This is a genomic window from Verticiella alkaliphila (genome assembly GCF_018904615.1).
GTDB classification, from domain to species: domain Bacteria; phylum Pseudomonadota; class Gammaproteobacteria; order Burkholderiales; family Burkholderiaceae_B; genus Verticiella; species Verticiella alkaliphila.
This window is the reverse complement of record NZ_JADCNH010000002.1, coordinates 259,857-283,142: the sequence shown is the minus strand read 5'-3', so window position 1 is coordinate 283,142 and position 23,286 is coordinate 259,857. Positions and strand designations below refer to the sequence as shown.

Here is a 23,286-nt window from a genome sequence, read left to right as displayed (position 1 = left end):
GTGCTCCCGGCGGCGCGGCAGGCGGCGCCCCGTTGGCCAGGGCGCGCAGTTGCTCGACCAGGCGCGTGCGGGCGGCGTCGTCCTCCAGGATATCCGCCAGCCCGGCGTAGGAGCCGGCGTCCGCGGTCGTGGGCGCTGCCGAGGTGGCCGGCGCCTGCGCGGAGGCAGGCGGCAACACGGCGAGCAACCCGATCGCGAGCAGAAGAGCGAGCCACCATCGCCCATCCATCAACCGACCGCCTGGCCGGTGCCCCGAGTGAGTTGCCTCGCGCCGTTCTACCACTAGCCTACCTCCTGTGGGAGCGAAGGGCGCGGCAGTGCCGCGCGCCCTTCGCGCATCGAAAAGCCCCTGATTGTCCCTGAACCCAGGGCGAGCGACAACCCGCACTACCGCAGCACGGCCGCGCAGCCGCTAAAATAGCGGATTCGCCCGCTGTCGCCTGCTTCTTCGACGTGGCGCGCGGCGCTCGCATTCACGTTTGGCTCATCCATGCTCACCTTCCAGCAACTGATCCTCCGCTTGCAAGACTACTGGGCCAGCCAGGGCTGCGCCCTGCTGCAACCCATCGATATGGAAGTGGGCGCGGGCACGTCGCACACCGCGACGTTCCTGCGCTCTCTCGGGCCGGAGCCGTGGCGCGCCGCCTACGTCCAGCCCTCGCGCCGCCCCAAGGACGGTCGCTACGGCAACAACCCGAACCGCCTGCAGCACTACTATCAGTACCAGGTGGTGTTGAAGCCCGCCCCTGCGGACATCCTCGAGCTCTACCTGGGCTCGCTGCGCGCCATCGGCATCGACCCGGCTGCGCACGACATCCGCTTCGTCGAGGATGATTGGGAGAATCCCACCCTCGGCGCCTGGGGCCTGGGCTGGGAAGTCTGGCTCAACGGCATGGAGATCACGCAGTTCACCTACTTCCAGCAGGTGGGCGGCCTCGATTGCAAGCCGATCACGGGCGAGATCACCTATGGGCTCGAGCGCCTGGCCATGTATCTGCAAGGCGTGGAAAGCGTGTACGACCTCGTCTGGACGCACACGCCCAACGGCGTCGTGAAGTACCGCGACGTGTTCCACCAGAACGAAGTCGAGCAATCCACGTACAACTTCGAGCACGCCATGCCGGACGTGCTCTTTGCGCACTTCACGGATTACGAGAAGCAGGCGCAGGCCCTGCTCGCGCTCGAGACCCCGCTCGCGCTGCCCGCCTACGAATCCGTGCTCAAGGCCGCCCACACGTTCAACCTGCTGGATGCACGTGGCGCGATCAGCGTGACCGAGCGTGCCGCCTACATCGGCCGCATCCGCAATCTGTCGCGCGCCGTGGCTCAGGCCTATTACGACTCGCGCGAACGGCTGGGTTTCCCCATGCTGAACTCCGCCACCGCCCAATCGAAGGAAGCTGCATGACCGCCGGCACCGACACCCAAACCCTGTTGGTGGAGCTGTTCACCGAGGAACTGCCGCCCAAGGCCCTGCAACGTCTGGGCGACGCCTTTGCCAACGGCATCGCCAGCGGCCTCGCCCAACGCGGCCTCGTCGCCGAAGGCGCTGCAGCGCCCACCACCTTTGCCTCGCCGCGCCGCCTGGCCGTGCTCGTGCCCAGCGTGCTGGCGCAGGCGGCCGACAAGCCCTACGCCGAGAAGCTCATGCCGGTGAGCGTGGGTCTGACGGCCGAGGGTGCGGCCAGCCCCGCCTTGCAGAAGAAGCTCGCTGCCAAGGGCCTGGCCGACATCGACGTCAGCACGCTCGAGCGCGAATCGGATGGCAAGAACGAACAGCTCGTCTACCGCGGTGTGGCGCGTGGCGCGGCGCTGGCCGATGGCCTGCAGGAAGCCCTCGCCGACGCCGTCGCCAAGCTGCCCATCCCCAAGACGATGAGCTATCAGCTCTCCGATGGCCAGACCACGGTGCGCTTCGTGCGTCCGGCGCATGGCCTCATTGCCCTGCACGGCGAATCGGTGGTGCCTGTCACCACGCTCGGCCTCGAAGCGAGCCGCATCACCCGCGGCCATCGATTCCAGGCCGCACGCGATCCGATCGCCATCGCCGATGCCGGCAGCTACGAGAGCAGCCTTGCGGAGCACGGCCGCGTCATCGCCTCCTTCACAAAACGCCGCGACGCCATCGAGCAGCAACTGCGCGACAATGCGAGCCGCCTGGGCGCCTCGCTGGGCCCAGAAGCCGACGTCGCGCCGCTGCTGGACGAAGTCACCGCCCTGGTCGAGCACCCCACGGTATACGTGGGCGAATTCGAGCCCGCGTTCCTGTCCGTGCCGCAGGAGTGCCTCATCCTCACGATGCGGCTGAACCAGAAGTACTTCCCGCTCTTCGAGGCCGATGGTCAGCGTCTGACCAACCGCTTCCTGATCGTGAGCAACATGGCGCTGGAAGACCCGAGCAACATCATCCAGGGCAATCAGCGCGTGGTGCGCCCGCGCCTGGCCGATGCGCAGTTCTTCTTCGAGACCGACCGCAAGGCCACGCTCGAGAGCCGGGTGGCCGGCCTGGGCAACGTGGTCTATCACAACAAGCTCGGCAGCCAGCTGGCCCGAACGGAGCGCGTGGCCGCGCTGTCTGCCTGGGTCGCACGCGCCCTGGGTGGCGATGCGGCCCGCGCCGAGCGCGCCGCACGCCTGGCCAAGGCCGATCTCGTCACGAGCATGGTCGGCGAATTCCCCGAGCTGCAAGGCGTGATGGGCGGCTACTATGCGACGCACGATGGCGAGTCGACCGACGTGGTCGACGCCATCCGTGGCCAGTACGAGATCCGCCTGGACGCCCCGGTGGCCGCCGACGGCGTCACCCGCGCTGCGCTGTTCCTGGCCGAACGCGCCGAGACGCTCGCCGGCATCTGGGCGGTGGGCTCGCAGCCCACGGGCGATCGCGACCCCTTCGGCCTGCGCCGTGCCGCGCTTGGCCTCATCAGCGCCTTCGAGCAGCTGACGGCCGGCGGCCAGCTCAACGCTCATGACGCGCAGCCCGCGCTCACGCTGGACGCTCTCCTCACGCAGGCCATCGCCGCCCTGCCCCGGGGCGTGGTGAAGGACGCCGCCGACCTGCACGACGCCTTGCGCGGCTTCATCTACGAGCGCGTGCGCAACCAGCTCGGCACCCAATATGATCGCGCCGTCATCGACGCTGTCCTGGCCCTGCAACCGCCCCTGCACCAGGTGAGCGCGCGCGTGGCCGCGGTGGCCGCCTTCCAGCAGCAGCCCGCCGCCGCCAGCCTGGCGGCCGCCAACAAGCGCGTCGGCAATCTGCTCAAGAAGGCCGAGGACACGAGCGCCAGCGTGGATGCCGCGCTGCTGCGCGAGCCTGCCGAGGCCGCGCTGGCCAAGGTCATCGACCAGCTGCAGCCGGACGCCGAGCGTCAGGCGGCGGCTGGCGACTTCGCCGGTTCGCTCACGACGCTGGCCGGCGCGCGCGAGGCGGTGGACGCGTTCTTCAACGACGTCATGGTGATGGCCGAGGATCCTGCCGTGCGGCGCAATCGCCTGGCCCTGCTCGCCCGCCTGCACGGTCTGATGAACCAGGTGGCCGACCTTGGGCGTCTTGCCTGAGGCCGGGGATCGCGGCATTGTCGCCATGAAGCTCATCATCCTGGACCGGGACGGCGTCATCAACCAGGACAGCCCGGCGTTCGTCAAGAGCCCCGACGAATGGATCGCCCTGCCGGGCAGCCTGGAGGCCATTGCGCGCCTGAACCGCGCCGGCTGGCGGGTGGTGGTGGCCACCAACCAGTCGGGCCTCGGGCGTGGCCTGTACGATGCCGACACGCTCAACGCCATCCACGCCAAGCTGCGCAAGCAGCTGCAGGCCGTGGGCGGGCAGATCGACGCCTTCTTCATCTGCCCGCATGCGCCAGGCGCGGGCTGCGATTGCCGCAAGCCCGAGCCAGGCATGTTCCTGGACATCGCACGGCGCTACGACATCGACCTGCGCGGCGTGCCGGCCGTGGGCGACTCCATGCGCGACTTGCTCGCCGCCGATGCCGTGGGCTGCCAGCCGTGGCTGGTGCGTACTGGTAACGGCCGGCGCACCGAGCACGAATACGAACTGCCGCAAGGCACGCTCATCCGCGACGACCTGATGGCCGTCGCGCTCGCGCTGGAGGGCGCATGATTCTCTGGTTGCGATCGCTGATCTACCTGATCTTCCTGGCCGTCACGGTCATTCCGTACGCCATCGCCTGCACGATCCTGCTCGCGGTGCCAATGTCGCGCAGCGCCTACTACCGCTTCACGGTGGGCTGGCCGCGCCTGGCGGTATGGGGCGCGCGCTGGATCTGCGGCATCCGCTGGCAGGTCAAGGGCTGGGAGAACCTTCCCGACAGCGCGGCCGTGGTGCTCTCCAAGCATCAGTCGGCCTGGGAGACCCTCTGGTTTCCCGCCTACATGCCGCGGCAGCTCTGTTTCGTCTACAAGAGCGTGCTGCACTGGGTGCCCTTCTTTGGTTGGGGCCTGTCGTACCTGCGCATGATCGCCATCGATCGCGGCGATCGGCGCAGTTCGATGCAGCAGGTGCTGGCCAAGGGACAGGCACGCCTGGCCGACGGCCGCTGGCCCATCCTCTTCCCCGAGGGCACGCGCGTGCCGCCCGGCGAAGTCGGACGCTATCAGCCCGGCGGCGCACGCCTTGCCGTGCACGGCGGCGTGCCCGTGATCCCGGTGGCGCACAATGCCGGCGAGGTCTGGGCCCGCAATGCCTTCGTGAAGAAGCCCGGTCTCGTCACGCTCTCGTTCGGGCCCGCCATTCCCTCCGAGGGCCTCAGTCCCGCGGAGCTCAACCAGAAGGCCCAGGACTGGATCGAAGCCGAGATGCGCGTCCTGGCCCCGCACCGTTACCGTGACTGAGCCGGACGCCCAGTTGACGTTCGACTGGGGCCTGCCGGCGCCAGCGCCGCGCCCTGCCCCCGCGGCACCTGCGCCACGCCTCGATCCCGCGGGCGCCAGCGCGCCTTCGCCCCAACCGGATACGCGCAGCGACAGCCCCACGGATGCAGCGGCGTCGCCCTTGCTGGACCTTCCCGGCGCCGGGCCAGCGGCCTTGCCGCCGGGCACCGATCTCGCCCTGGGCGGTTCCGGCTTCGTGCCTACCCTGCCGCCGACGACCCTGCCCGCGGGCGCCCGCTGGCGCGAAGTGGCGACGCCCGCCCAGACGATCGGCTTCGTCCTCCTGCGCTCCAAGCGCCGCACCATCGGCTTTCTGATCACGGATGACGGCCTTCGCGTGACGGCGCCCCGCTGGGTCGGCCTGGGCGAGATCGACGAGGCCGTGCGCGGCAAGGCGAGCTGGATCCTCTCGCGTCTGCGCACCTGGCAGGAACGCCAGCAGCGCGTCGCAATGCATCGCGCGCGCTGGGAGGATGGCGGCGAGCTTCCGTATCTAGGCCAGACGATCCGCTTTCGCGTCGGCGGAGATCGCCGGCACTTCGCGGGCGACGCCCTCGCGCCGCAAGCCGGCGACACCCTTTGGCTCGGTCTGCCCTCCGGCGCCGACGGCAACCGCATCCGCGACACCGTGCAGGCCTGGCTGCAAGGTCAGGCCCGCGCGATCATCCAGACACGCCTGGACCATTTCCTGCAACGCACCGGGCTTGCCATCACGCAGTGGCGGCTATCTTCGGCGCGTACCCGCTGGGGATCGTGCACCAGCCAGGGGCATATCATGCTGAACTGGCGGCTCGTGCACTTTGCGGTGGACGTGATCGACTATGTGATCGCCCACGAGCTCGCCCACCTGCGCGAGATGAACCACGGGCCTGGCTTCTGGACCGAAGTCGGGCACATCCTGCCGGGCTACGAGCAGGCGCGGCAGACCCTGCGCCAGCACGACCCGGCGAGCCTTCCATCCTTTACCTAGGAGTCTCCCATGCGAATCCTGCACACCATGCTGCGCGTCGGCAACCTGGACAAGTCCATTGCGTTCTACACGGACGTGCTCGGCATGAAGCTGCTGCGCCGCAAGGATTATCCGGACGGCAAGTTCACCCTCGCCTTCGTTGGTTACCAACCCGAGTCCGAAGGCCCGGCCCTGGAACTCACCCACAACTGGGACACCGACAGCTACGACCTGGGCGCGGGCTACGGCCATATCGCCCTGGAGGTCGAGGATGCCTACGCCGCCTGTGAGCGCATCAAGGCCAAGGGTGGCAAGGTGGTGCGCGAAGCCGGCCCGATGAAGCACGGCACCACTGTGATCGCCTTCGTCGAGGATCCGGACGGCTACAAGGTCGAACTGATCCAGGCCCAGGGTCGCGAGGATTGAGTGCGGCGCTGGTGGATTCGGAGACCGGCAGCGCCTGAACATTCCCTCCGAACCGAACGGTCACACCATAAGGGCTGGATCCTGTCACAGGATCCAGCCCTTTGTCATTTGCATCCTGTCCCGCGCGGCCGATACACAAGCCGTGCGCATTGGTATAAAATTTTGTACAAGGAAGCCAGGTGGCGCAGAGCAAGGAATTCCCTGGATCGGTTCCTCTTACGCCGATCTCATCGGATTTCCTGCCGAACCCCGGCGCGACGCAGGCTTTCAACTGAGCAAAATCCAGTCAGGGCTGGACCCTGAAGACTGGAAGCCCTTCGACGCCATCGGCGCAGGTACGCGGGAGATTCGGCTGCGCGACGCGAATGGCATCTACCGGGTGATGTACGTCGCCAAGTTCGACGAGGCCGTCTACGTCCTTCACTGTTTTCAGAAGAAAACGCAAGCCACCAGCCAGCGTGACAAAGACATCGCCGCGGCGCGCTATCGCGCCGTGATCACGTCAAGGAGGACCGGATCATGACCACCGACACAACGGTTCGTCACGTGAGCAGACCCGACGCGAATCTCTTCGCAGAGCTCGGTTTCTCACCCGAAGAGGCAGCGCGCCTCCAAGCCGCCTCGCGTCAACAGATTCATGAGACGCGCGTATTGAAGGAGCAGTTGATGTCGGAAGTTGCCGGCTGGATTGCGCAACACCGGCTGAAGCAAGCCGAGGCCGCCGACATCCTCATGGTGTCGCGTCCCAGAGTCTCCGACGTCGTGAACCTCAAGTCGAGCAAATTCACCATCGACGCGCTGGTGGAAATGCTCACCCGGATCGGCAAGACCGTACGGGTCGCCGTCAGCTGACTGCCGCCGGGCCGCCCCAAGGCGGAACGCGCCCCCTCGGGGGGCAGCGACCAACGGGAGCGTGGGGGCGTTCTACTAATTCCGCGCGTTGATCACCCGCATCGCCTGCATGCGGCCGTTGCCGTCAAGGACGCGGATCGTGATCTGGCGGGCCTGCATGTTGTCCGGCAGGGGCAGCACGCCGTGGACGTTCTCGTAGTCGCTCAGCGTCAGGCCGACCGGATCCAGCGTGACCGTGCCCGTGCGGCCGCTCGGGTAACGGCCTTCGACGGCGAATTGCACGCCGCCTTCGAAGGTGCCCGAGGCCTCTCGCGTGAGCACGACGTGATAATCCATGCCGCCGTCGCGGTTGAAGAAGCGCGCCGCGCGAATCTGCAGCGTGCCGCCACGCGGATCCGGCGGCAGCGCGTCCTTGAGCATGGCCAGGTCGTTCTGCAGCGGCTTGAGCCCGGTGCGCGCCTTGTCGAGTTCTTCGGCGAGCGTGGCTCGCTCGGCCTGCTGGGCGGCGAGGGTCTCGCGCGTCTCGTCGAGCTGGCTGCGCGTCTGCTGCAGCGCGAGGCTCGCCTGGTTGTACTGCTCGGTCAACTGCCGGGATTCCCCCGCGGACAGACGCGGCGGCAGGTACTCCTCCTGCACGAACAGCACCCCGGCGATGCCGAGCACCACGCCGATCAGCAGCCAGAGCAGCCAACGAGGGAACCGCCGCTTGGGCTTGGCCCCAAAGGCGTAGGGTTTGAACGGCGAGGGTTTTGATCTTCCGAACATCGTGCGCGCTTTCCTTGTACCGCCGACGGCCAGATGCTGCCGTCCCGAACATTAACCGCGCAGGATAGCGCGGATCACCGATGGGCGTGCCCGCACGAAAAATGCCGTTTCGATTGGACAGGTTCCGTCATCAGATCACAAATAGGGTGACGCGAGCCATATCAAGCGGTTTCGCAGCCGCTTGGTGAAGGGGCGCGCCGCGAGGGTGGCGGGCGTCTCTTCGGTGGCACCGGCCATGTTGCGCTCGATCCGCGCGATGATCCAGTGCGCCACGGAGCGGCCGTAGATCTCCATGTCCAGCTCGAAATTAAGCCGCATGCTGCGCGGATCGAGGTTGGACGAACCCACGTAGCTCCAGAGCCCATCCACCGTCATGAGCTTGGCGTGATCGAAAGTGCCGGCCGAGCGCCAGATGCGCACGCCCTTGCCCACGAGCTGATCGAGCTGTGCCGTCATCGCGTAATCGACCAGCCGCAGATTGTTCGTGCCCGGGATCACCACGTCCACCCGCACGCCACGACGCGCGGCGATCGTGAGGGCGGCAATCTGCGCCTGATCCGGCAGAAAATACGGTGACTGGATACAGACACGCTCCTGGGCCACGGACAGCGCGCCCAGGATCATGTCGTGGGTGGTGCCGACGTTGCGGTCGGGGCCAGACGCCACGGCACGCACGGGCATGCCGTCGTCGAAGAACGACGGTGATCCGATCGGGAACCACGTCTCGCTGCGCAAGGACTCGCCCGTCGTGAACTCCCAGTCATGGGCGAACACGGTCATGAGCTGGGCCACCACCGGGCCTTCGACCCGGAAGTGCGCATCGCGCGCAGGCTCGCCGCGCGCGCCCTCGCGCGTGAACCCCGACCGGATGTTCATCCCGCCCGAGAACCCGAGGTGCCCGTCGATGATGAGCAGCTTGCGGTGGCTGCGCAGGTTCGCGTAAGGCAGGCGCAGGCCGAGCGTGCTGCTCATGAAGAGCGCCGTGCGCACTTTGCCCCGCCCGAGCCGCCAGGTGATGGCCGGCCGCGAGTACTTGGCCCCGATGGAGTCGATCAGCACCCGCACGGTCACGCCGCGCTCCTGCGCCTCGATCAAAGCATCCGCCATGGCGCGCCCGGCTGGATCGTTGTCGAAGATGTAACTTCCCAGGGCGATGGTGGAACGCGCAGAGCGGATCGCCGCCAGCATGGCCGTGTACGTCTCGTCGCCGCCATCGAGCGGGGTGACGCGATTGCCCGCCGTGAGCGCGAACTGGCTGATGCGGTCGCCCAGCACCTTCATCGACGCGAAGCGCGGCAGCGTCATCAGGCTCACGTCCACGTCGGAGATCGTGGGCCGCCGGTGCAGGAGGGGATCGGACTGGTCGCGCAGCTGGCCGACCTTGGTGTAGCGCACGCGATTCACGCCGGCCACGAGATAGAACAGGACGCCGAAGACGGGCGAGAAGAGCACGACGGCCACCCAGCCAATGGCGGCGCGCACGTCCTGCTTGGTCATGGCGGCATGCACGGCCGCCGCCAGGCTTGCCACCGTGGTGACGAAGACGGCGACGTGCGGCCAATACTCGGCCACGAATACGCTGAAGCTGCTTGGCATCGGGGTCGTTGAAAGCGGGCCGCCGGCCGCGACTGCCGCGCCGGCTACCTGCCGATCTTAGCTGAAATACCCTGACGCTCCCGGCGCAGGCCGCATGCTAGGATGCTCGCGCCGCCTCCCCCCAGCTTCACGTCCCGGTTCCCCGCATGTTGAATATCCTCTGGCTCGGCTTCTTTCTCGTGGGCGCTGTCGCGGCGCTCGCGCGCTGGCTGGTGGCCGGCGACCCCGCCGTCTTCTCCCAGATCATCGAAGCGCTCTTCGGCATGGCCAAGGTGTCCGTGGACATCATGCTGCTGCTGTTCGGCACGCTCACGCTCTGGATGGGATTCCTCAAGATCGCGGAGAAAGCCGGGCTGATCGACTCGCTCGCGCGCCTGCTCGCCCCGATCTTCGCGCGGCTGATGCCAGGCGTGCCCCGAGGCCACCCGGCCATCGGCCTCATCACGATGAACTTCGCGGCCAACGGACTGGGGCTGGACAACGCCGCCACGCCAATCGGCCTGCGCGCGATGCGCGCGCTGCAGGAGCTCAATCCCAAGCCCGACACGGCCACAGACGCCCAGATCCTTTTTCTCGCGCTCAATACGTCCGCCCTCACGCTGCTGCCGGTGACGATCTTCATGTACCGGCTGCAGCAGGGTGCGCCCGAGCCTGCGATGGTGTTCCTGCCGATCCTGATCGCCACGTCGGCCTCCACGCTCGCCGCCCTGCTCGCCGTGGGCATCGTGCAGCGCCTGCGTCTGTGGGATCCCGTCGTGCTCGCCTGGCTGGGTGGCACAGCCTTGATCGTGGGCGGCATCATGACCTTGCTGGCCGGCATGTCCTCGGCCGCCATGTCGGCCGCCTCCTCGCTGGTGGGCAACCTGGTCGTCTTCGCCCTCATTATCCTTTTTCTGGTGGTGGGCGCGTGGCGGCGGGTGCCCGTGTACGACGCGTTCGTGGAGGGCGCCAAGGAAGGCTTCGACGTTGCCAAGAACCTGCTGCCGTATCTCGTGGCCATGCTGTGCGCGATCGGCGTGCTGCGCGCATCCGGTGCGCTCGACTTCATCCTCGAAGGCATTCGCTCGGTCGTGACGTGGTTCGGTTGGGACACGCGCTTCGTCGACGCGTTGCCCACGGCACTGGCCAAGCCGTTCTCCGGCAGCGCCGCCCGCGCGCTCATGATCGAGACGATGGAGAACTACGGGGTCGATAGCTTCCCTGCCCTGCTCTCCGCGGTGGTACAGGGCAGCACGGAGACCACGTTCTACGTGCTCGCGGTGTACTTCGGCGCCGTGGGCATCCAGAAGAGCCGCCACGCCGTGGGCTGCGCCCTCATCGCGGACCTGGCCGGCGTGCTGGCCGCGATCGCGGTGTGCTACTGGTTCTTCGGCTGAGACGGCGACCTACCTACACCCACCCGCGCTTCAACGCCCGGCCGCCGTCCACCGTGAGATCGCAGCCCGTGATGAAACTCGCCGCCGGCGAGGCCAGGTAGGCGCAGGCCTGGGCAATGTCGTCGACCTGGCCGAAGCGGCCCAGAGCCATGCGACTGAGCTCCTTTTCGGCCTGCCCGCGGGCTTCGTACAGCCGGCGCACGCCTTCGGTGCCTTCGATGGGGCCCGGCAAGACGTTGTTGACGCGGATGCCGTGCCCGCCCCACTCCACTGCCAGGCTGCGCGTGAGCGTCGTGACTCCGGCCTTCGCCGAGGCCGCGTGCGCCGCGCCCGGCCAGCCGGACACCGCCTGCGACAGCGAGATGTTGATGATGCAGCCGCCGTGGGCCGAATCCCGCAACGGGGCGAAGGCCGCATGGCAGAAGTTGAAGGTGCCGTTCAGGTCGATGTCGATGACTGCGCGCCAGCCCTTGGGGCTCATGCTCTCGAAAGGGCTGTGGAAATTGCCCGCTGCGTTGTTGACGAGGATGTCCAGCCCGCCAAAGACGGCGACGGCCTGGGCCACCGCCTGCTCGGCACAATCGTGCTCGCGCACGTCGCCCACCACGGTGATCACGCGTGCGCCCGTCTCGGCGAGTTGGACCTGCGCCTGCGCGAGCTTGTCCAGATCGCGACCGACGATGACGAGCGACGCTCCCAGCAGGCCGTAGACCTCGGCGATGCCTAACCCGATGCCGCCGTTGCCGCCCGTGATGAGGGCGGTGCGACCGGCGAGCAGGCCGGGTTGGAAGACGAGGCGCCCGGCCACGGCCGGGGTGGGTGCATCAGACATGGCAGTCTCCAGAGTCGGCGTGTGCGATCAGTCGGTCGCGGCGTTGCCCGGCACGCGCCAGAGCGTCATGCTGTTGGTGCCGCCCGTGCCGGCGTGAAAATCCCCGTGCGTGAGGATGATCCAGTCGCCCTGCTCCACGGCCTTGTGACGCACCAGTTCGGCGATGACGGCGTCTGGCAGGCGCTCCAGCGTCTGGGCGTCGGGATCGAAGAACACGGCCTGTACGCCACGGATCAGCGCCATGCGGTACAGCGTGGCGTCATGCCGGGAGAACGCGAAGATCGGCACGGAGGACCGGATGCGCGACATGATGAGCGGCGTATGGCCGCTCTCCGTGAGGCTCACGATGGCCTTGATGCCCGGGAAGTGGTTGGCCGCGTACATGGCCGACAAGGCGATCGTCTCGTCGCGACGCTCGAAGGTTTCGCCCAGGCGGTGATGCGAGCTGCGGCTGGTGGGGTGCTTCTCGGCACCCAGGCACACGCGCGCCATCGCCTGCACCGCGGCCACGGGGTAGCGGCCCGAGGCGCTTTCCGCTGACAGCATCACCGCATCGGTGTAATCCAGCACCGCATTGGACACGTCCGAGACCTCGGCACGCGTCGGCATGGGGCTCGCGATCATGGACTCCATCATCTGCGTGGCCGTGATGACGAGCTTGTTGCGCGAACGCGCGCTGCGGATGATGCGCTTCTGGATGCCGACGAGCTCGGCATCGCCCACTTCCACGCCCAGGTCGCCGCGCGCCACCATGACGCCATCGCTCGCGCAGATGATGTCGTTCAGGGCTTCATCATCGGCCACCGCCTCGGCGCGTTCGATCTTGGCAATGAGCCAGGCGCTGCTGCCGGCGGCGCGCACGAGGCGACGTGCCTGCTCGATGTCGCGGCCATAGCGCGGGAAGGACACGGCGACGAAATCCATGCCGATGGAAGCCGCCACGCGAATGTCTTCGCGATCCTTGTCGGTGAGCGCGGGCGCCGACAGGCCGCCGCCGCGGCGGTTGATGCCCTTGTTGTCCGAAAGCTCTCCGCCGATGACGACGGTGGTGTGCAAGGCATCGCCCACGGCCTCGTCCACGCGCAGGACGATACGCCCATCGTCCAGCAGCAGTTCGTCGCCCGGACGGCAATCCGTGGTCAGATCGGGATAGTCGATACCGACGATGTTCACGTTGCCCGCATCCAGCGGATACGTGCGCGAGAGGGTGAAGGCGGCGCCTTCGTCCAACGTGACGCGCTTGTCGGCAAAGCGCGCGATGCGGATCTTCGGGCCTTGCAGATCGCCCATCAACGCCACGTAGCGGCCGTGGCGCGCCGCGATCTCGCGCACCATGCGGGCCCGGGCACGATGATCGTCGGCCGTGCCGTGCGAGAAGTTCAGACGGGCCACGTCCATACCCGCCAGGATCAAGGCTTCGATGCGTTCGGGCGTGCTGCACGCGGGTCCGAGGGTGGCAACGACCTTGGTACGACGGACGATCATGAGGACTCCTGTGTGACAGTGACGGGCCCGCCATCGATCGACGGGCACCCGCGTCGATTCTAGCAATCACCCACGGCGTGGGGATGATGCCCTCAAACCCCCTCACCTGCCACCGGTCACAAGCCCAGCAACTCCTTCAGCCCAGGCGCAGGCGCCGCGCCATGCAGGCAGACGTTCTGCTCCAGCGCACGCAGGTGCACCTCGGTCAACCGCACCGCCTCGTCTGCATCGCCGCGCGCGATGGCAGCCACAATGGCCTCGTGCTCGTCGTGCTCGCAACATGCGTTGCCCGGCGGCTGGTACAGGGCCACGATGAGCGAGCAGCGCGAGACGATCTCTTCCAGATAGCCCTGCAGGATGGGATTGCGGCCGAGCCGGCAGACGGTCAGGTGAAAGCGGCTTGCCAGGCGTGCCCAGGCCGGCTGATCGAATCGATGCATGGCCTGCGATTCGTCACGCAGTTGCGACTGCAGCACCGCCACGTCATCGGCCGTGACACGCTGCGCGGCGAGCCGCACCAGGGTGCTCTCCAGCCCGCGTCGGGCCTCGAAGATGTGGCGCATCTCCTCGGGCGTGGGCACGGCCACGATGGCACCGCGGTTGGGACGCAACTGCACGATGTGGTCATGCGCCAGGCGTTGCAACGCCTGGCGGACCACGGCGCGGCTCACGCCAAAGAGTTCGCACAACGCAGACTCGGTGAGCTTGGTGCCCGGCACGAGACGCTGATCCATCACGCTCTCGAACACCGCCCGATAGATGCGTGTCTCGGGCGTCACGTCCTCCGCCTCGGGGGCAGGCACTGACATAGACTTGGCCGCGGGAGCGGCAGGAGAGCGCGTACGGGTAGCCATGGTGTGCACGAGGTCAGGAGGCGATAGCTTGCCACACGCGCACGGCCAGCGCGATGAGCGCCCGGTCGCTGCCGGCCGGCCCGATCAGCGAGATGCCCAACGGCACGCCGTCGGCGTCGCGCAGCGGCAGGCTCACTTGCGGCAGGCCCGCCAGGCCGGCGATGCAGGTCATGCGCAGCGTGCGAATCCGCACCGCGTCCACGGCCGCCGGGTCCATGTCGCGCGCGGGGGCCAGGCTCGCGGCCGACGGCAGGATCGCAACGCCGTCCGCGCCGAGCCATGTACGCACGTGCGTGCGGATGGCTGCCGCACGGGTGCGCGCGGCAGCCGCGGCGTCGGCAGGCACGGCAGACGCTGCCGCCCAGCGCGCTGCGATCGGTGCGGCGAATCCGGGCTCATGTCCAGCGATCCAGTCACCGTGCGTCTCCCAGCCTTCGAAGGCGGATGCCGTGACATAGGTCTGGCGCCAGGTATCCAAGTCGTCGTTCGCAACTGGCGCGCTACGCACCGGGCAGCCGAGGACCTTCGTCACGGCGTCGGCCACCGCCGCCAGCGGCGCCGCAAAGACGGGATCTGCCTGGGCGGCAGCGTCCGCCACGATCACCGCCTGCGTGGGTACGAAGTCGGTGGGCGGGCTCAACACATCAGCCACTTGCTGAAACGTGCCCGCATCGAGGGCCAGCCAGGTTGGCGTATCGAAGCTGGGATGCAAAGGCACCAGGCCGGCTTGCGAGAGCGAACCGTGGGTGGTGCGCAGCCCCCACAGGCCGCAGTAGCTCGCGGGCACACGGGTGGATCCCCCCGTGTCGGTGCCCAGCGCGAAATCCACCAGACGCGCGGCCACCGCCGCGGCAGAGCCACTGGAGGAGCCGCCCGTCACGCGGCCAGGCGCGGCGGCGTTGATCGGCGTGCCGTAATGCACGTTGTCGCCGTGGATGCTGTAGGCGAGTTCGTCCGTCAGCACCTTGCCCGCCAGGGTGGCGCCGGCCTCGCGCAAGGTATCGACCAGCGGGCTGCTGCGGGTGGGGACGGCGTGCGTGGCAAGCCAGGCGGGGTTGCCCGCGCCGGTCGGGTGACCAGCCACGTCATAGACGTCCTTGACCGCGAACGTGAGACCGGCAAGCGGGCCTTGCGGCGCGCCGGGCAACACGAAGCGCCCATGCGGCACCCAGGCGCCCACGGTGTCGTCGATCGGAAAGTCCGCATTCGCGGCGCGCGCTTTGTCAGGCGTCATCATGGCTGGTACGTCTCGTTCAAAGGAAAGGCGCCAGCCGTCTGGCTGGCAGCATGCGTGCAGATCGCACCAGGCGTGGCGAACCACACCTCACCGCGGTCGCGCGCAGCGCACAGGTGTTCCAGCGCGCGGCGCAAGTGACGCAGCCGATAGGGCTGGCCCACCAGATAGGGATGCAGGGCCACCCCCATCACCAGCGGTTGCCGCCGCGATTGTTCGATCATTTCATCGGCGTTGTCGATGATCATCCGTGCGAAGTCGCACGCATCCATCTGGCGGGCGACGATCATGGGGATGTCATTGAGCTCCTGGGGATACGGCACGGACCAGAGCGTCTGACCGCCGCGGGTGCGCATCGGCAGCGGCTGGTCGTCATGGCACCAGTTCAGCGTGTAGCCGTACCCCGTCTCGGCGAGCAGGTCCGGCGTGACACGGCTCTCCGCAATCCAGGGCGAGAGCCAGCCCGCGGGCGCCGTGCCGCTCGTCTGGGCAATGCGGTCCCGGCATCCGGCAAGCAGGGCGCGCTCGGCCGCTTCCTCCCATTGCCCCTGGCTCTCGGCGTTGGTGTGACCGTGCCCCACGATCTCGTCGCCACGTGCCACGCAGGCAGCCACGAGCTCCGGGCAGTGGTCGTACAGCGCCGTGTTGATGATCGCCGCGCTCGGCAGCGCGAGCTGGTCGAAGAGCTCCAGGCAACGCCAGGCGCCCACGCGATTGCCGTACTCGCGCCAGGCGTAATTGAGCACGTCCGGATGGGGCGACACCGGCCCGATGGCCGCGCCCATGCCCTCGCCGAATGCGAAATGCTCCAGGTTGAAGCCCAGGTACACCGCGAGCCGCGCCCCGTTGGGCCAGACATAGTCCGGCCGCCGGGTGATGGGCAGGTAATCGAAGCGGTCATGGTGCGGGAGATGCCCCGCGTAGCGCGATGTCATCGGATCACGCTCCGGCGGCTGCCGGCAGACCCGGCTCCAGCATCCATTCGGCGCTGTCGTTCCACACGTCCATTTGCACGATGCGGCCTTCGCGCACCACATAGCGATCCACGTAGCGGTTGCCCTCGAAGGCCCGGCCATCGGGCCACTCGCCATAGAGCGTGCCAAGGCTGTAGACCACCGTCTCGGCCCCGTTGCCGCCAGCGACGGTCTCGGTGCGCTCGATCCGCTTCTTCACCCAGCGATAGCGGCCGGCATTGAAGGCGGCGCATTCCGAGGGGTCGCGCATGGATCGCCCGCCCGTGAAGCGGATGCGCAGTGCCGGCGAGACGAAGCGACGCGCACCGGCAGGGTCCGGAATCATGAGGATGCGCAGGTACTCGTCCACGATCTGGGCAGGCGAGAGGCCATCGGCGGGGTGGGCGCCCGTATCGGGTGCGTCGGTCATCGGGAATTCTCCATCGTGGTGCAGGGATCGCGCCATCTCGGTGCGCAGCGCGAGGTTCTCCTTTCGTGTGCAAGATCCATTCCAAATTGTCGACAATCAAAAAGCCCTATTGAAAACATGATTTGAGACGAATCGATGACATTTGGCATGGAGCTTGCATTTGGACATGGGCTTGCCGACGCCCTTTGTGCCGGCCTTTCGGAGATCCGCCATGAAACTGTCCTTTCGTCCCTCCCGGCGCCATCTGCTGGCTGGCGCAGCCGCGCTCGCCTGCGCTACGGCATGGTCCGGCAGCGCCCTCGCCGCCGATCCGATCAAGATCGGCCTGGTGACGGCATTGTCAGGACAATCCGCACTCTCGGGCGAATCCATCACCCGTGGCCTGACGATCGCCATCGACGAGATCAATGCCAAGGGCGGCCTTCTCGGCCGACCCGTGCAGCTGGTGCGCCGTGACGACGAGGCCAACCCGGCCAAGGGCGTGGTCGCTGCTCGCGAACTCATCCACCGTGAGAAGGTGGCGGTGCTCTTCGGCGGCCTGGACACGCCCGTGTCGCTGGCCATCGTGCCCCTCGTGAACCAGGCCAAGGTGCCCTTCATGGGCCCGTGGGCCGCCGGCACGCCGATCACGGTCAACGGCGCGGATCCCAACTTCGTCTTCCGCGTGTCCGCTGTCGACGAGATCGTCAACGTGGGCATGCTCGATTACGCACAAAAGAGCTTCGGCGCCGAGAAGTTCGGCATGATCCTCGTGAACAACCCCTGGGGCGAATCCAACGAGAAGGGGCTGCACGCCGCGCTGCAAGCCAAGGGCATGAAGGCCGTGGGCGTGGAGAAGTTCGAAGCCAACGACGTGGACGTGGTGCCGCAGCTCTCGCGCCTGCAGGCCGCTGGCGCCGACACGCTCTTCATGGTGGGCAACGTGGGCCCGTCCGCGCAGGTGGTGAAGTCGCTCGATCGCATGGGCTGGAAGGTGCCGGTGGTCTCGCACTGGGGTCCGGCCGGTGGCCGCTTCGGCGAGCTTGCAGGCCCGAACGCCGGCAACGTGCACTTCGTGCAGACCTACAGCTTCTTCGGGCCCCAATCGCCCACGGGCGAGAAGGTGCTGGCCGCGCTGAAGGCCAAGTATTCGGACGTCAAGGGCCCGGACGACATCAACCCCGCCGTGGGCGTGGCCAACGCCTATGACGGCATGATGCTGGCCGCCAAGGCCATCGAGGCCGCCGGCTCCACCGATGGCGACGCCATCCGCCAGGCCTTCTATGGCATCCGCAACCACGAAGGCCTCATCAAGACCTACGCCGAGCCCTTCGCCCCGGGCCGCCACGATGCGCTGTCCTCGGACGACTACGTCTGGACGCACTTCGTGGGCAACCGGATCCTGCCGGTCGATCTGAAGCCGTAATACCCCCGAGCGGGAATGCGCAGGCATTCCCGCCCTCCTCGTTCAAGGAAACACGATGCTGTTGTCTGCACTGATCAGCGGGCTGGGCCTCGGAAGCATGTACGGGCTCATGGCCCTTGGCTTCTACGTCACGTATGCCGTCTCGGGCACAGTCAACTTCGCCCAGGGCAGCTCGATGATGCTGGGCGCGGTGCTGACCTTCACCTTCGCCCAGACGCTGGGCTGGCCGCTCCTGCCGGCCATCGCGATGGCGCTCGCACTGTGCGCGCTGTATGGCCTCGTGGTCGAATTCCTCGCCGTGCGCCCCTTCGCGAGCCGCGGCTCGGACGGCTGGCTGATGGCCACGGTCGCCCTGGGCATCGTGCTGGACAACCTCGTCATGTTCACCTTCGGCAAAGAGCCGCGCGCACTGCCCTCGCCACTCGCGCAGACACCCCTGGACCTGGGCGGCATCAGCCTGGGCGTGTATCCGCTGCAGTTGCTCATCCCGGTGGTCGGTCTCGCGCTGGCCGCGGCCCTGCACTTCGTCTCGCGGCGCACGCGCTGGGGCACCGGCATGCTCGCCGTCGTGCAGAACCCGTCGGCCGCGCGTCTCATGGGGATTCCCATCCGCCGGGCCATCGCCGTTGCCTTCGCACTGTCCACGCTCTTTGCCGGCATCGCAGGCGTACTCATCGCCCCGCTCTTCAACGTGCATTCGGACATGGGCACCCTCTTCGGCCTGAAGGCATTCGCCGTGGCCATCCTGGGCGGCATCACGAGCGCCTGGGGCGTCATGATCGCCGGCCTGCTGTTCGGGCTCATCGAAGCCCTGGTCACCAGCACGCTGGGCTCGGGCTACACGCACATCATCACGTTCGGCCTGGTCATCGTCGCCCTGGCCCTGCGTCCGGCGGGTCTTTTCGGCCGCGCCGAGGTGAAGAAAGTATGACATCGCATTCCGCCATCGCCACCGCCCGCCCCGCCCGACCCCTGGGCCTGGGCTCCCCCGCGCAGATTGGCGCGGCCCTGGGTCTCTTCGCCGTGGGCGCGGTGCTCGCGCTCACCGTCAACGATTACTACGTCTTCGTCCTTGCCAACGTCGCGTTGCTCGCCGTGGTGGGCATCGGCCTGAACGTGCTGATCGGTCTGACGGGACAGGTGTCCTTCGGCCACGTCGGCTTCTACGCCATCGGCGCCTACACCGTCGCCATCCTCACCACCCAGGCTGGCATGAGCTTCTGGCTCGCTTGGCCCATCGCCGCGCTTCTCGCCGCCGCCATGGGCGCGCTGCTCGCGTTGCCAGCGCTGCGCGTGAAGGGCCCCTACCTGGCCATGATCACGATCGCCTTCGGCTTCATCGTCGAACACGGCATCGTCGAGATGCGCGATCTCACGGGCGGGCAGAACGGCATCATGGGCATCATCGCGCCCAGCCTGGGTTCGCTGGCCCAGGGCGAGCGCGCCGTGGCCCTGCTGGCCCTGGCGGCCGCGGCTGTCGCGCTGGCAGGCTATGCCTGGCTCTCGCGCGGCACCTGGGGCGCCGGCATGCGCGCCGTGCGCGACAGCGAGACCGCCGCCGCCTCGCTCGGCCTGAATCCGCTGGTCATCAAGGTCGTGGCATTCGCCGTGTCGGCCGCCTGCGCCGGTGCGGCAGGGGCGCTCTTCGCACCGCTCTCGAGCTTCGTCACGCCGCACACGTTCGGCTTCGTGCAGTCCATCCTCTTCGTGCTGGTCGTGCTGCTGGGGGGCGCGGGATCCGTGGCCGGGCCCATCGTCGGCGCCCTCATCGTGGGCCTGCTGCCGGAGCTCCTGTCCAGCCTGGAAGAATTCCGCCTGCTCTTCTTCGGTCTTCTGCTTCTCGTGGTGCTGTGGGTCGCGCCGGAAGGCATGGTGGGGCTCGTGCGCAGCGTCGTGCGCCGGCTGCGGCCCGTCACCGCGCCCTTGCCGAGCGCTGCCGTCGCCACGGACTTCGCCTTGCCTCAGCGTCCCCGCGCGGCCTTGTCGGCCCAGGGCCTGACGATGCAGTTCGGTGGCGTGCGCGCCGTGCAGGCGCTCTCGCTCACGGCCCAGGCCGGTGCGGTCACGAGCCTCATCGGCCCCAATGGCGCCGGCAAGTCCACCGCGCTCAACATGCTGAGCGGCTTCTATCGCCCCACCGAGGGCACGTTCAGCCTGGGTGAGGAACGCCTTGCGGGGGCCTCTGCCCTGTCCCTGGCACGGCGCGGCATCGCCCGCACCTATCAGACCTCCCAACTCTTCGGCGGCCTGACCGTGGAGGAGAACGTCGCGCTGGCCATGACGGGCGGGCGCCTGGGGCCCCTCTTCGGTGCGGGGCGACTGCGTGACGACGACCGACTCGGCCAGGCGCGCGCCCTCCTCGCCTGGTGCGGCTACACCGGCTCGCCGGCGGCACGCGCCGCCGACCTTCCCCACGTGGATCGCCGCCTGGTCGAGATCGCACGCGCCCTGGCGCTGGACCCGACCGTGCTGCTGCTCGACGAGCCCGCCGCCGGCCTGTCGCGCGAAGACAAGGAGCGTCTGGCGGCCCTGCTGCGCCGGATCGCCGATGCGGGACTGGGCGTGCTGCTCGTCGAGCACGACATGGCGCTCGTCATGGGCATCTCGGATCACGTCGTCGTGCTCGACGCCGGTCAGTGGTTGGCCGAGGGCAATCCGGCGACGGTGCAGGCCGATCCCAAGGTGCAGCAGGCCTACTTGGGCGAAAGCCTGGCGTCGGCCGTGTCCGCGGACGAGGCTCGTCCCGCGCCAGGTCCGGAGATGCTCGGCGTGGGCGCGCTGGTGGCAGGCTACGGTGCGGAGCCCGTGCTGCACGGCATCGGCCTGCAGGTGCATCGTGGCGAAGCCGTGGCCTTGCTGGGTGCGAACGGCGCGGGCAAATCCACGCTGATGCGCGCCCTGAGCGGTCTGCACCGGCCGCTGTCTGGCGGCGGCATCCACCTGGATGGCCTGGACATCTCGACCGCCCCGACCGAATCCATCGTGGCCCGCGGCATGGTGCTGGTGCCCGAAGGGCGTCAGGTGTTCCCGGAGCTTTCCGTCCTCGACAACATCCGCCTGGGTGCCTTCCTGCAGCCGAAGGATCGCGAAGCCCGCGTCGAAGAGATGCTGCAACGCTTTCCGCGTCTTCGCGAGCGCCTGCATCAGCGCGCTGGTCTGCTGTCCGGTGGCGAGCAGCAGATGCTCGCCATCGCCCGCGCCCTGATGTCGCGCCCGCGCATCCTGCTGCTGGACGAGCCCTCACTGGGCCTGGCGCCGCGCGTGATCGCCGAACTCTTCGCCGCGCTGGATCAGTTGCGCCGCGAAGGCATGACCTTGCTCCTCGTCGACCAGATGGCCGGCCTGGCCCTGGCCGTGGCGGATCGCGCCTACGTCATGGAAAATGGGCGCATCGTCGCCCAGGGCACGTCGGCCGAGATCGCGGCGGATGCCAGCCTGGCCCGCGCTTATCTGGGCGGGCACTGACAGGGGCGCATCGAGCCGGGCTCGTGTCGCGGGCCCGTGACGCCAACTCGCGCTGAGGGCCATGGCGGGCATCTGCTCTGCCATGGCCTTCGGTCACACCAAGGAGCAGCACCTGATGTCCAATCCCGTTCGCGGCCGTCGAGGCATGGCCGTCGCCCCCCACGCCCTGGCCTCGCAATCCGCGCTGGCCGTCCTGCGCGAAGGCGGCAACGCCATCGAGGCGATGGTCGCGGCTGCCGCCTCGATCGCCGTGGTCTACCCGCACATGAACGGCATCGGCGGCGACAGCTTCTGGCTCGTGTCGCTACCGCGCGCGGGCGGCGACGCCGACGTGATCGGCATCGATGCGAGCGGCGCGGCGGCGCAAGGTGTGCGCGCCGAGCATTACGCGGGCCGCACCGCCATCCCCTTCCGGGGCGGCGACGCGGCCATCACCGTGGCCGGCACCCTCGCGGGCTGGGACGAAGCGCTGGCCTTGAGCCGGGAACGCGCGGGCGGCAAGCTGCCGCTCTCGCGTCTGCTAGCCGACGCCATCGACTACGCACGCCACGGCGTGCCCGTCACGGCCAGCCAGCATCGCAACACCGCCGGCAAGGCAGCCGAGCTCACCCCGATCCACGGCTTTGCTGACGCCTTCATGCCCGGTGGTCAGGCGCCCGACATCGGCGCGCTGTTCCACCAGCCCCGCATGGCAGCCACCCTCGAACACCTGGCCCGTCACGGCCTGGACGACTTCTACCGGGGCGAACTCGCGCGCACCCTGGCCGATGACCTCGCCGCGGCCGGCAGCCCGCTGGCACTCGCCGATCTTCAGGCCCATCGCGCCGTGCGTCGCGATGCCTTGATGCTGCGCCACAGCCACGGCCGCGTCTTCAACATGCCGCCACCCACGCAAGGCCTGGTCTCGCTGATGATCCTGGGGCTGATGGACCGCCTGGACACGAAGCGACACGACCCGCTGGGCGCCGACTACGTCCATGCGGCCGTGGAGTCCGTGAAGCAGGCCTTCGCCGTGCGCGACGCCCACATCACCGACCCCGCGCACATGCGCGTGGACCCGGCGAGCTTTCTCGCACCCGATGCGCTGGACGCCATGGCGGCGCGCATCGACATGCAGCGCGCGGCCCCCTGGGGCGCCGGCAAGGGCCCGGCCGACACCATCTGGATGGGCGTGATCGATGGCGAGGGCCGCGCCGTATCCATGATCCAGAGCATCTATCACGAGTTTGGCTCGGGCGTGGTGCTGCGCCAGAGCGGCGTGAACTGGCAGAACCGTGGCGCTTCGTTCTCGCTCGTGCCCGGTCACATCAACAGCCTCGCGCCCGGCAAGCGCCCGTTCCACACGCTCAACCCGGCGCTGGCCCTGCTCGACGATGGCCGCACGATGGTCTACGGCAACATGGGCGGCGACGGCCAGCCGCAGAGCCAGTCGGCCGTCTTCACGCGCACCGTGCAGCACGGCATGAATCCGCAGGACGCGATTGCCGCACCGCGCTGGCTCCTGGGCCGCACCTGGGGGCAGACCTCGGATACGCTCAAGCTGGAGAGCCGGTTCTCACCCGAGACCGTCGCCGAGCTGCGCGCGCGTGGCCACGAAGTGGACGTGCTGGGGGATTTCGACGAGACCTTCGGCCACGCGGGCTGCCTGCTGCGCAGCCCCGATGGCGCGCTCGAAGGCGGCTTCGATCCGCGCTCGGACGGCTCAGTCGCGGCGTTCTGATCGACGACGCGGTGGTGTCTAAGGCGGCCGTGGACACGGGCGCGCGATGCG

General features: G+C 68.3%; 21 protein-coding genes and 1 pseudogene. 13 read left to right on the top strand and 9 right to left on the bottom strand.

Features of this window, described 5'->3' with window-relative positions:
- Positions 1-229, bottom strand: a pseudogene (locus IMZ29_RS02905) (hypothetical protein); the annotation flags it as partial.
- Between the two features lie 261 nt (positions 230-490).
- On the opposite strand from IMZ29_RS02905, the gene glyQ reads away from it, so the two are divergent.
- From glyQ to IMZ29_RS02865, 8 genes are all read left to right on the top strand, one after another.
- On the top strand, positions 491-1,408 hold the full coding sequence (gene glyQ, locus IMZ29_RS02900; protein WP_216180177.1) for a glycine--tRNA ligase subunit alpha: 918 nt from the start codon (positions 491-493) through the stop codon (positions 1,406-1,408).
- Entirely contained in the window at positions 1,405-3,561 is a 2,157-nt protein-coding gene (gene glyS / locus IMZ29_RS02895; RefSeq protein WP_216180175.1) for a glycine--tRNA ligase subunit beta, read from the top strand. Before glyQ ends, glyS begins: the two co-directional genes overlap by 4 nt.
- A gap of 25 nt (positions 3,562-3,586) precedes the next feature.
- Complete coding sequence (gene gmhB, locus IMZ29_RS02890) at positions 3,587-4,123, top strand: D-glycero-beta-D-manno-heptose 1,7-bisphosphate 7-phosphatase (protein ID WP_216180172.1); 537 nt, start codon at positions 3,587-3,589, stop codon at positions 4,121-4,123.
- Complete coding sequence (locus tag IMZ29_RS02885) at positions 4,123-4,854, top strand: lysophospholipid acyltransferase family protein (protein ID WP_216180259.1); 732 nt, start codon at positions 4,123-4,125, stop codon at positions 4,852-4,854. The genes gmhB and IMZ29_RS02885 overlap by 1 nt, the downstream gene beginning before the upstream one ends.
- 193 nt (positions 4,855-5,047) lie before the next feature.
- Positions 5,048-5,863 (top strand): M48 family metallopeptidase, encoded by an 816-nt coding sequence (locus tag IMZ29_RS02880; RefSeq protein WP_371820090.1) that lies wholly within the window; start codon positions 5,048-5,050, stop codon positions 5,861-5,863.
- A 9-nt stretch (positions 5,864-5,872) separates the two neighbouring features.
- Entirely contained in the window at positions 5,873-6,268 is a 396-nt protein-coding gene (gene gloA / locus IMZ29_RS02875) for a lactoylglutathione lyase (RefSeq protein ID WP_216180169.1), read from the top strand.
- Between the two features lie 142 nt (positions 6,269-6,410).
- A complete protein-coding gene (locus IMZ29_RS02870) occupies positions 6,411-6,791 on the top strand; it encodes a type II toxin-antitoxin system RelE/ParE family toxin (RefSeq protein ID WP_371820083.1) in 381 nt (126 codons plus the stop codon).
- Positions 6,788-7,120, top strand: coding sequence for a helix-turn-helix domain-containing protein (locus IMZ29_RS02865; protein ID WP_216180166.1), 333 nt, complete (start codon positions 6,788-6,790; stop codon positions 7,118-7,120). The genes IMZ29_RS02870 and IMZ29_RS02865 overlap by 4 nt, the downstream gene beginning before the upstream one ends.
- 75 nt (positions 7,121-7,195) lie before the next feature.
- Here the strand turns inward: IMZ29_RS02865 and IMZ29_RS02860 are convergent, their stop codons facing one another.
- Positions 7,196-7,885 carry a hypothetical protein gene (locus IMZ29_RS02860; RefSeq protein ID WP_216180163.1) on the bottom strand — a complete coding sequence of 230 codons (690 nt, stop codon included), beginning with the start codon at positions 7,883-7,885 and terminating at the stop codon, positions 7,196-7,198.
- Positions 7,886-8,020: 135 nt separating this feature from the next.
- On the bottom strand, positions 8,021-9,481 hold the full coding sequence (locus IMZ29_RS02855) for a phospholipase D-like domain-containing protein (protein WP_216180160.1): 1,461 nt from the start codon (positions 9,479-9,481) through the stop codon (positions 8,021-8,023).
- Positions 9,482-9,627: 146 nt separating this feature from the next.
- Between IMZ29_RS02855 and IMZ29_RS02850 the strand changes: the two genes are divergently transcribed.
- Positions 9,628-10,857: a spore maturation protein gene (locus IMZ29_RS02850; RefSeq protein ID WP_216180157.1), complete on the top strand. Its 1,230-nt coding sequence runs from the start codon at positions 9,628-9,630 to the stop codon at positions 10,855-10,857.
- 13 nt (positions 10,858-10,870) lie between these two features.
- On the opposite strand, the gene IMZ29_RS02845 is transcribed toward IMZ29_RS02850, so the two are convergent.
- The 6 genes from IMZ29_RS02845 to IMZ29_RS02820 all read right to left on the bottom strand — a co-directional run bounded on the left by IMZ29_RS02845 (position 10,871) and on the right by IMZ29_RS02820 (position 16,645).
- Positions 10,871-11,689: an SDR family oxidoreductase gene (locus IMZ29_RS02845; protein WP_216180154.1), complete on the bottom strand. Its 819-nt coding sequence runs from the start codon at positions 11,687-11,689 to the stop codon at positions 10,871-10,873.
- Between the two features lie 27 nt (positions 11,690-11,716).
- Entirely contained in the window at positions 11,717-13,174 is a 1,458-nt protein-coding gene (pyk, locus tag IMZ29_RS02840) for a pyruvate kinase (RefSeq protein ID WP_216180151.1), read from the bottom strand.
- Between the two features lie 116 nt (positions 13,175-13,290).
- The gene (locus tag IMZ29_RS02835; protein ID WP_253206684.1) at positions 13,291-13,983 is read right to left on the bottom strand and encodes a GntR family transcriptional regulator; all 693 of its coding nucleotides are present in this window, start codon (positions 13,981-13,983) and stop codon (positions 13,291-13,293) included.
- A gap of 58 nt (positions 13,984-14,041) precedes the next feature.
- The gene (locus IMZ29_RS02830) at positions 14,042-15,265 is read right to left on the bottom strand and encodes an amidase (protein WP_253206682.1); all 1,224 of its coding nucleotides are present in this window, start codon (positions 15,263-15,265) and stop codon (positions 14,042-14,044) included.
- Positions 15,262-16,197 carry a polysaccharide deacetylase family protein gene (locus IMZ29_RS02825; protein ID WP_216180144.1) on the bottom strand — a complete coding sequence of 312 codons (936 nt, stop codon included), beginning with the start codon at positions 16,195-16,197 and terminating at the stop codon, positions 15,262-15,264. The genes IMZ29_RS02830 and IMZ29_RS02825 overlap by 4 nt, the downstream gene beginning before the upstream one ends.
- A gap of 4 nt (positions 16,198-16,201) precedes the next feature.
- On the bottom strand, positions 16,202-16,645 hold the full coding sequence (locus IMZ29_RS02820; RefSeq protein ID WP_216180141.1) for a nuclear transport factor 2-like protein: 444 nt from the start codon (positions 16,643-16,645) through the stop codon (positions 16,202-16,204).
- A gap of 211 nt (positions 16,646-16,856) precedes the next feature.
- Between IMZ29_RS02820 and IMZ29_RS02815 the strand changes: the two genes are divergently transcribed.
- From IMZ29_RS02815 to IMZ29_RS02800, 4 genes are all read left to right on the top strand, one after another.
- On the top strand, positions 16,857-18,050 hold the full coding sequence (locus IMZ29_RS02815; protein WP_216180138.1) for an ABC transporter substrate-binding protein: 1,194 nt from the start codon (positions 16,857-16,859) through the stop codon (positions 18,048-18,050).
- A 55-nt stretch (positions 18,051-18,105) separates the two neighbouring features.
- The gene (locus IMZ29_RS02810; RefSeq protein WP_216180135.1) at positions 18,106-18,981 is read left to right on the top strand and encodes a branched-chain amino acid ABC transporter permease; all 876 of its coding nucleotides are present in this window, start codon (positions 18,106-18,108) and stop codon (positions 18,979-18,981) included.
- Positions 18,978-21,515 carry a branched-chain amino acid ABC transporter ATP-binding protein/permease gene (locus tag IMZ29_RS02805; RefSeq protein ID WP_216180133.1) on the top strand — a complete coding sequence of 846 codons (2,538 nt, stop codon included), beginning with the start codon at positions 18,978-18,980 and terminating at the stop codon, positions 21,513-21,515. The genes IMZ29_RS02810 and IMZ29_RS02805 overlap by 4 nt, the downstream gene beginning before the upstream one ends.
- A 115-nt stretch (positions 21,516-21,630) precedes the next feature.
- Positions 21,631-23,235 (top strand): gamma-glutamyltransferase family protein, encoded by a 1,605-nt coding sequence (locus IMZ29_RS02800; RefSeq protein WP_253206681.1) that lies wholly within the window; start codon positions 21,631-21,633, stop codon positions 23,233-23,235.
- Positions 23,236-23,286: the final 51 nt, after the last annotated feature.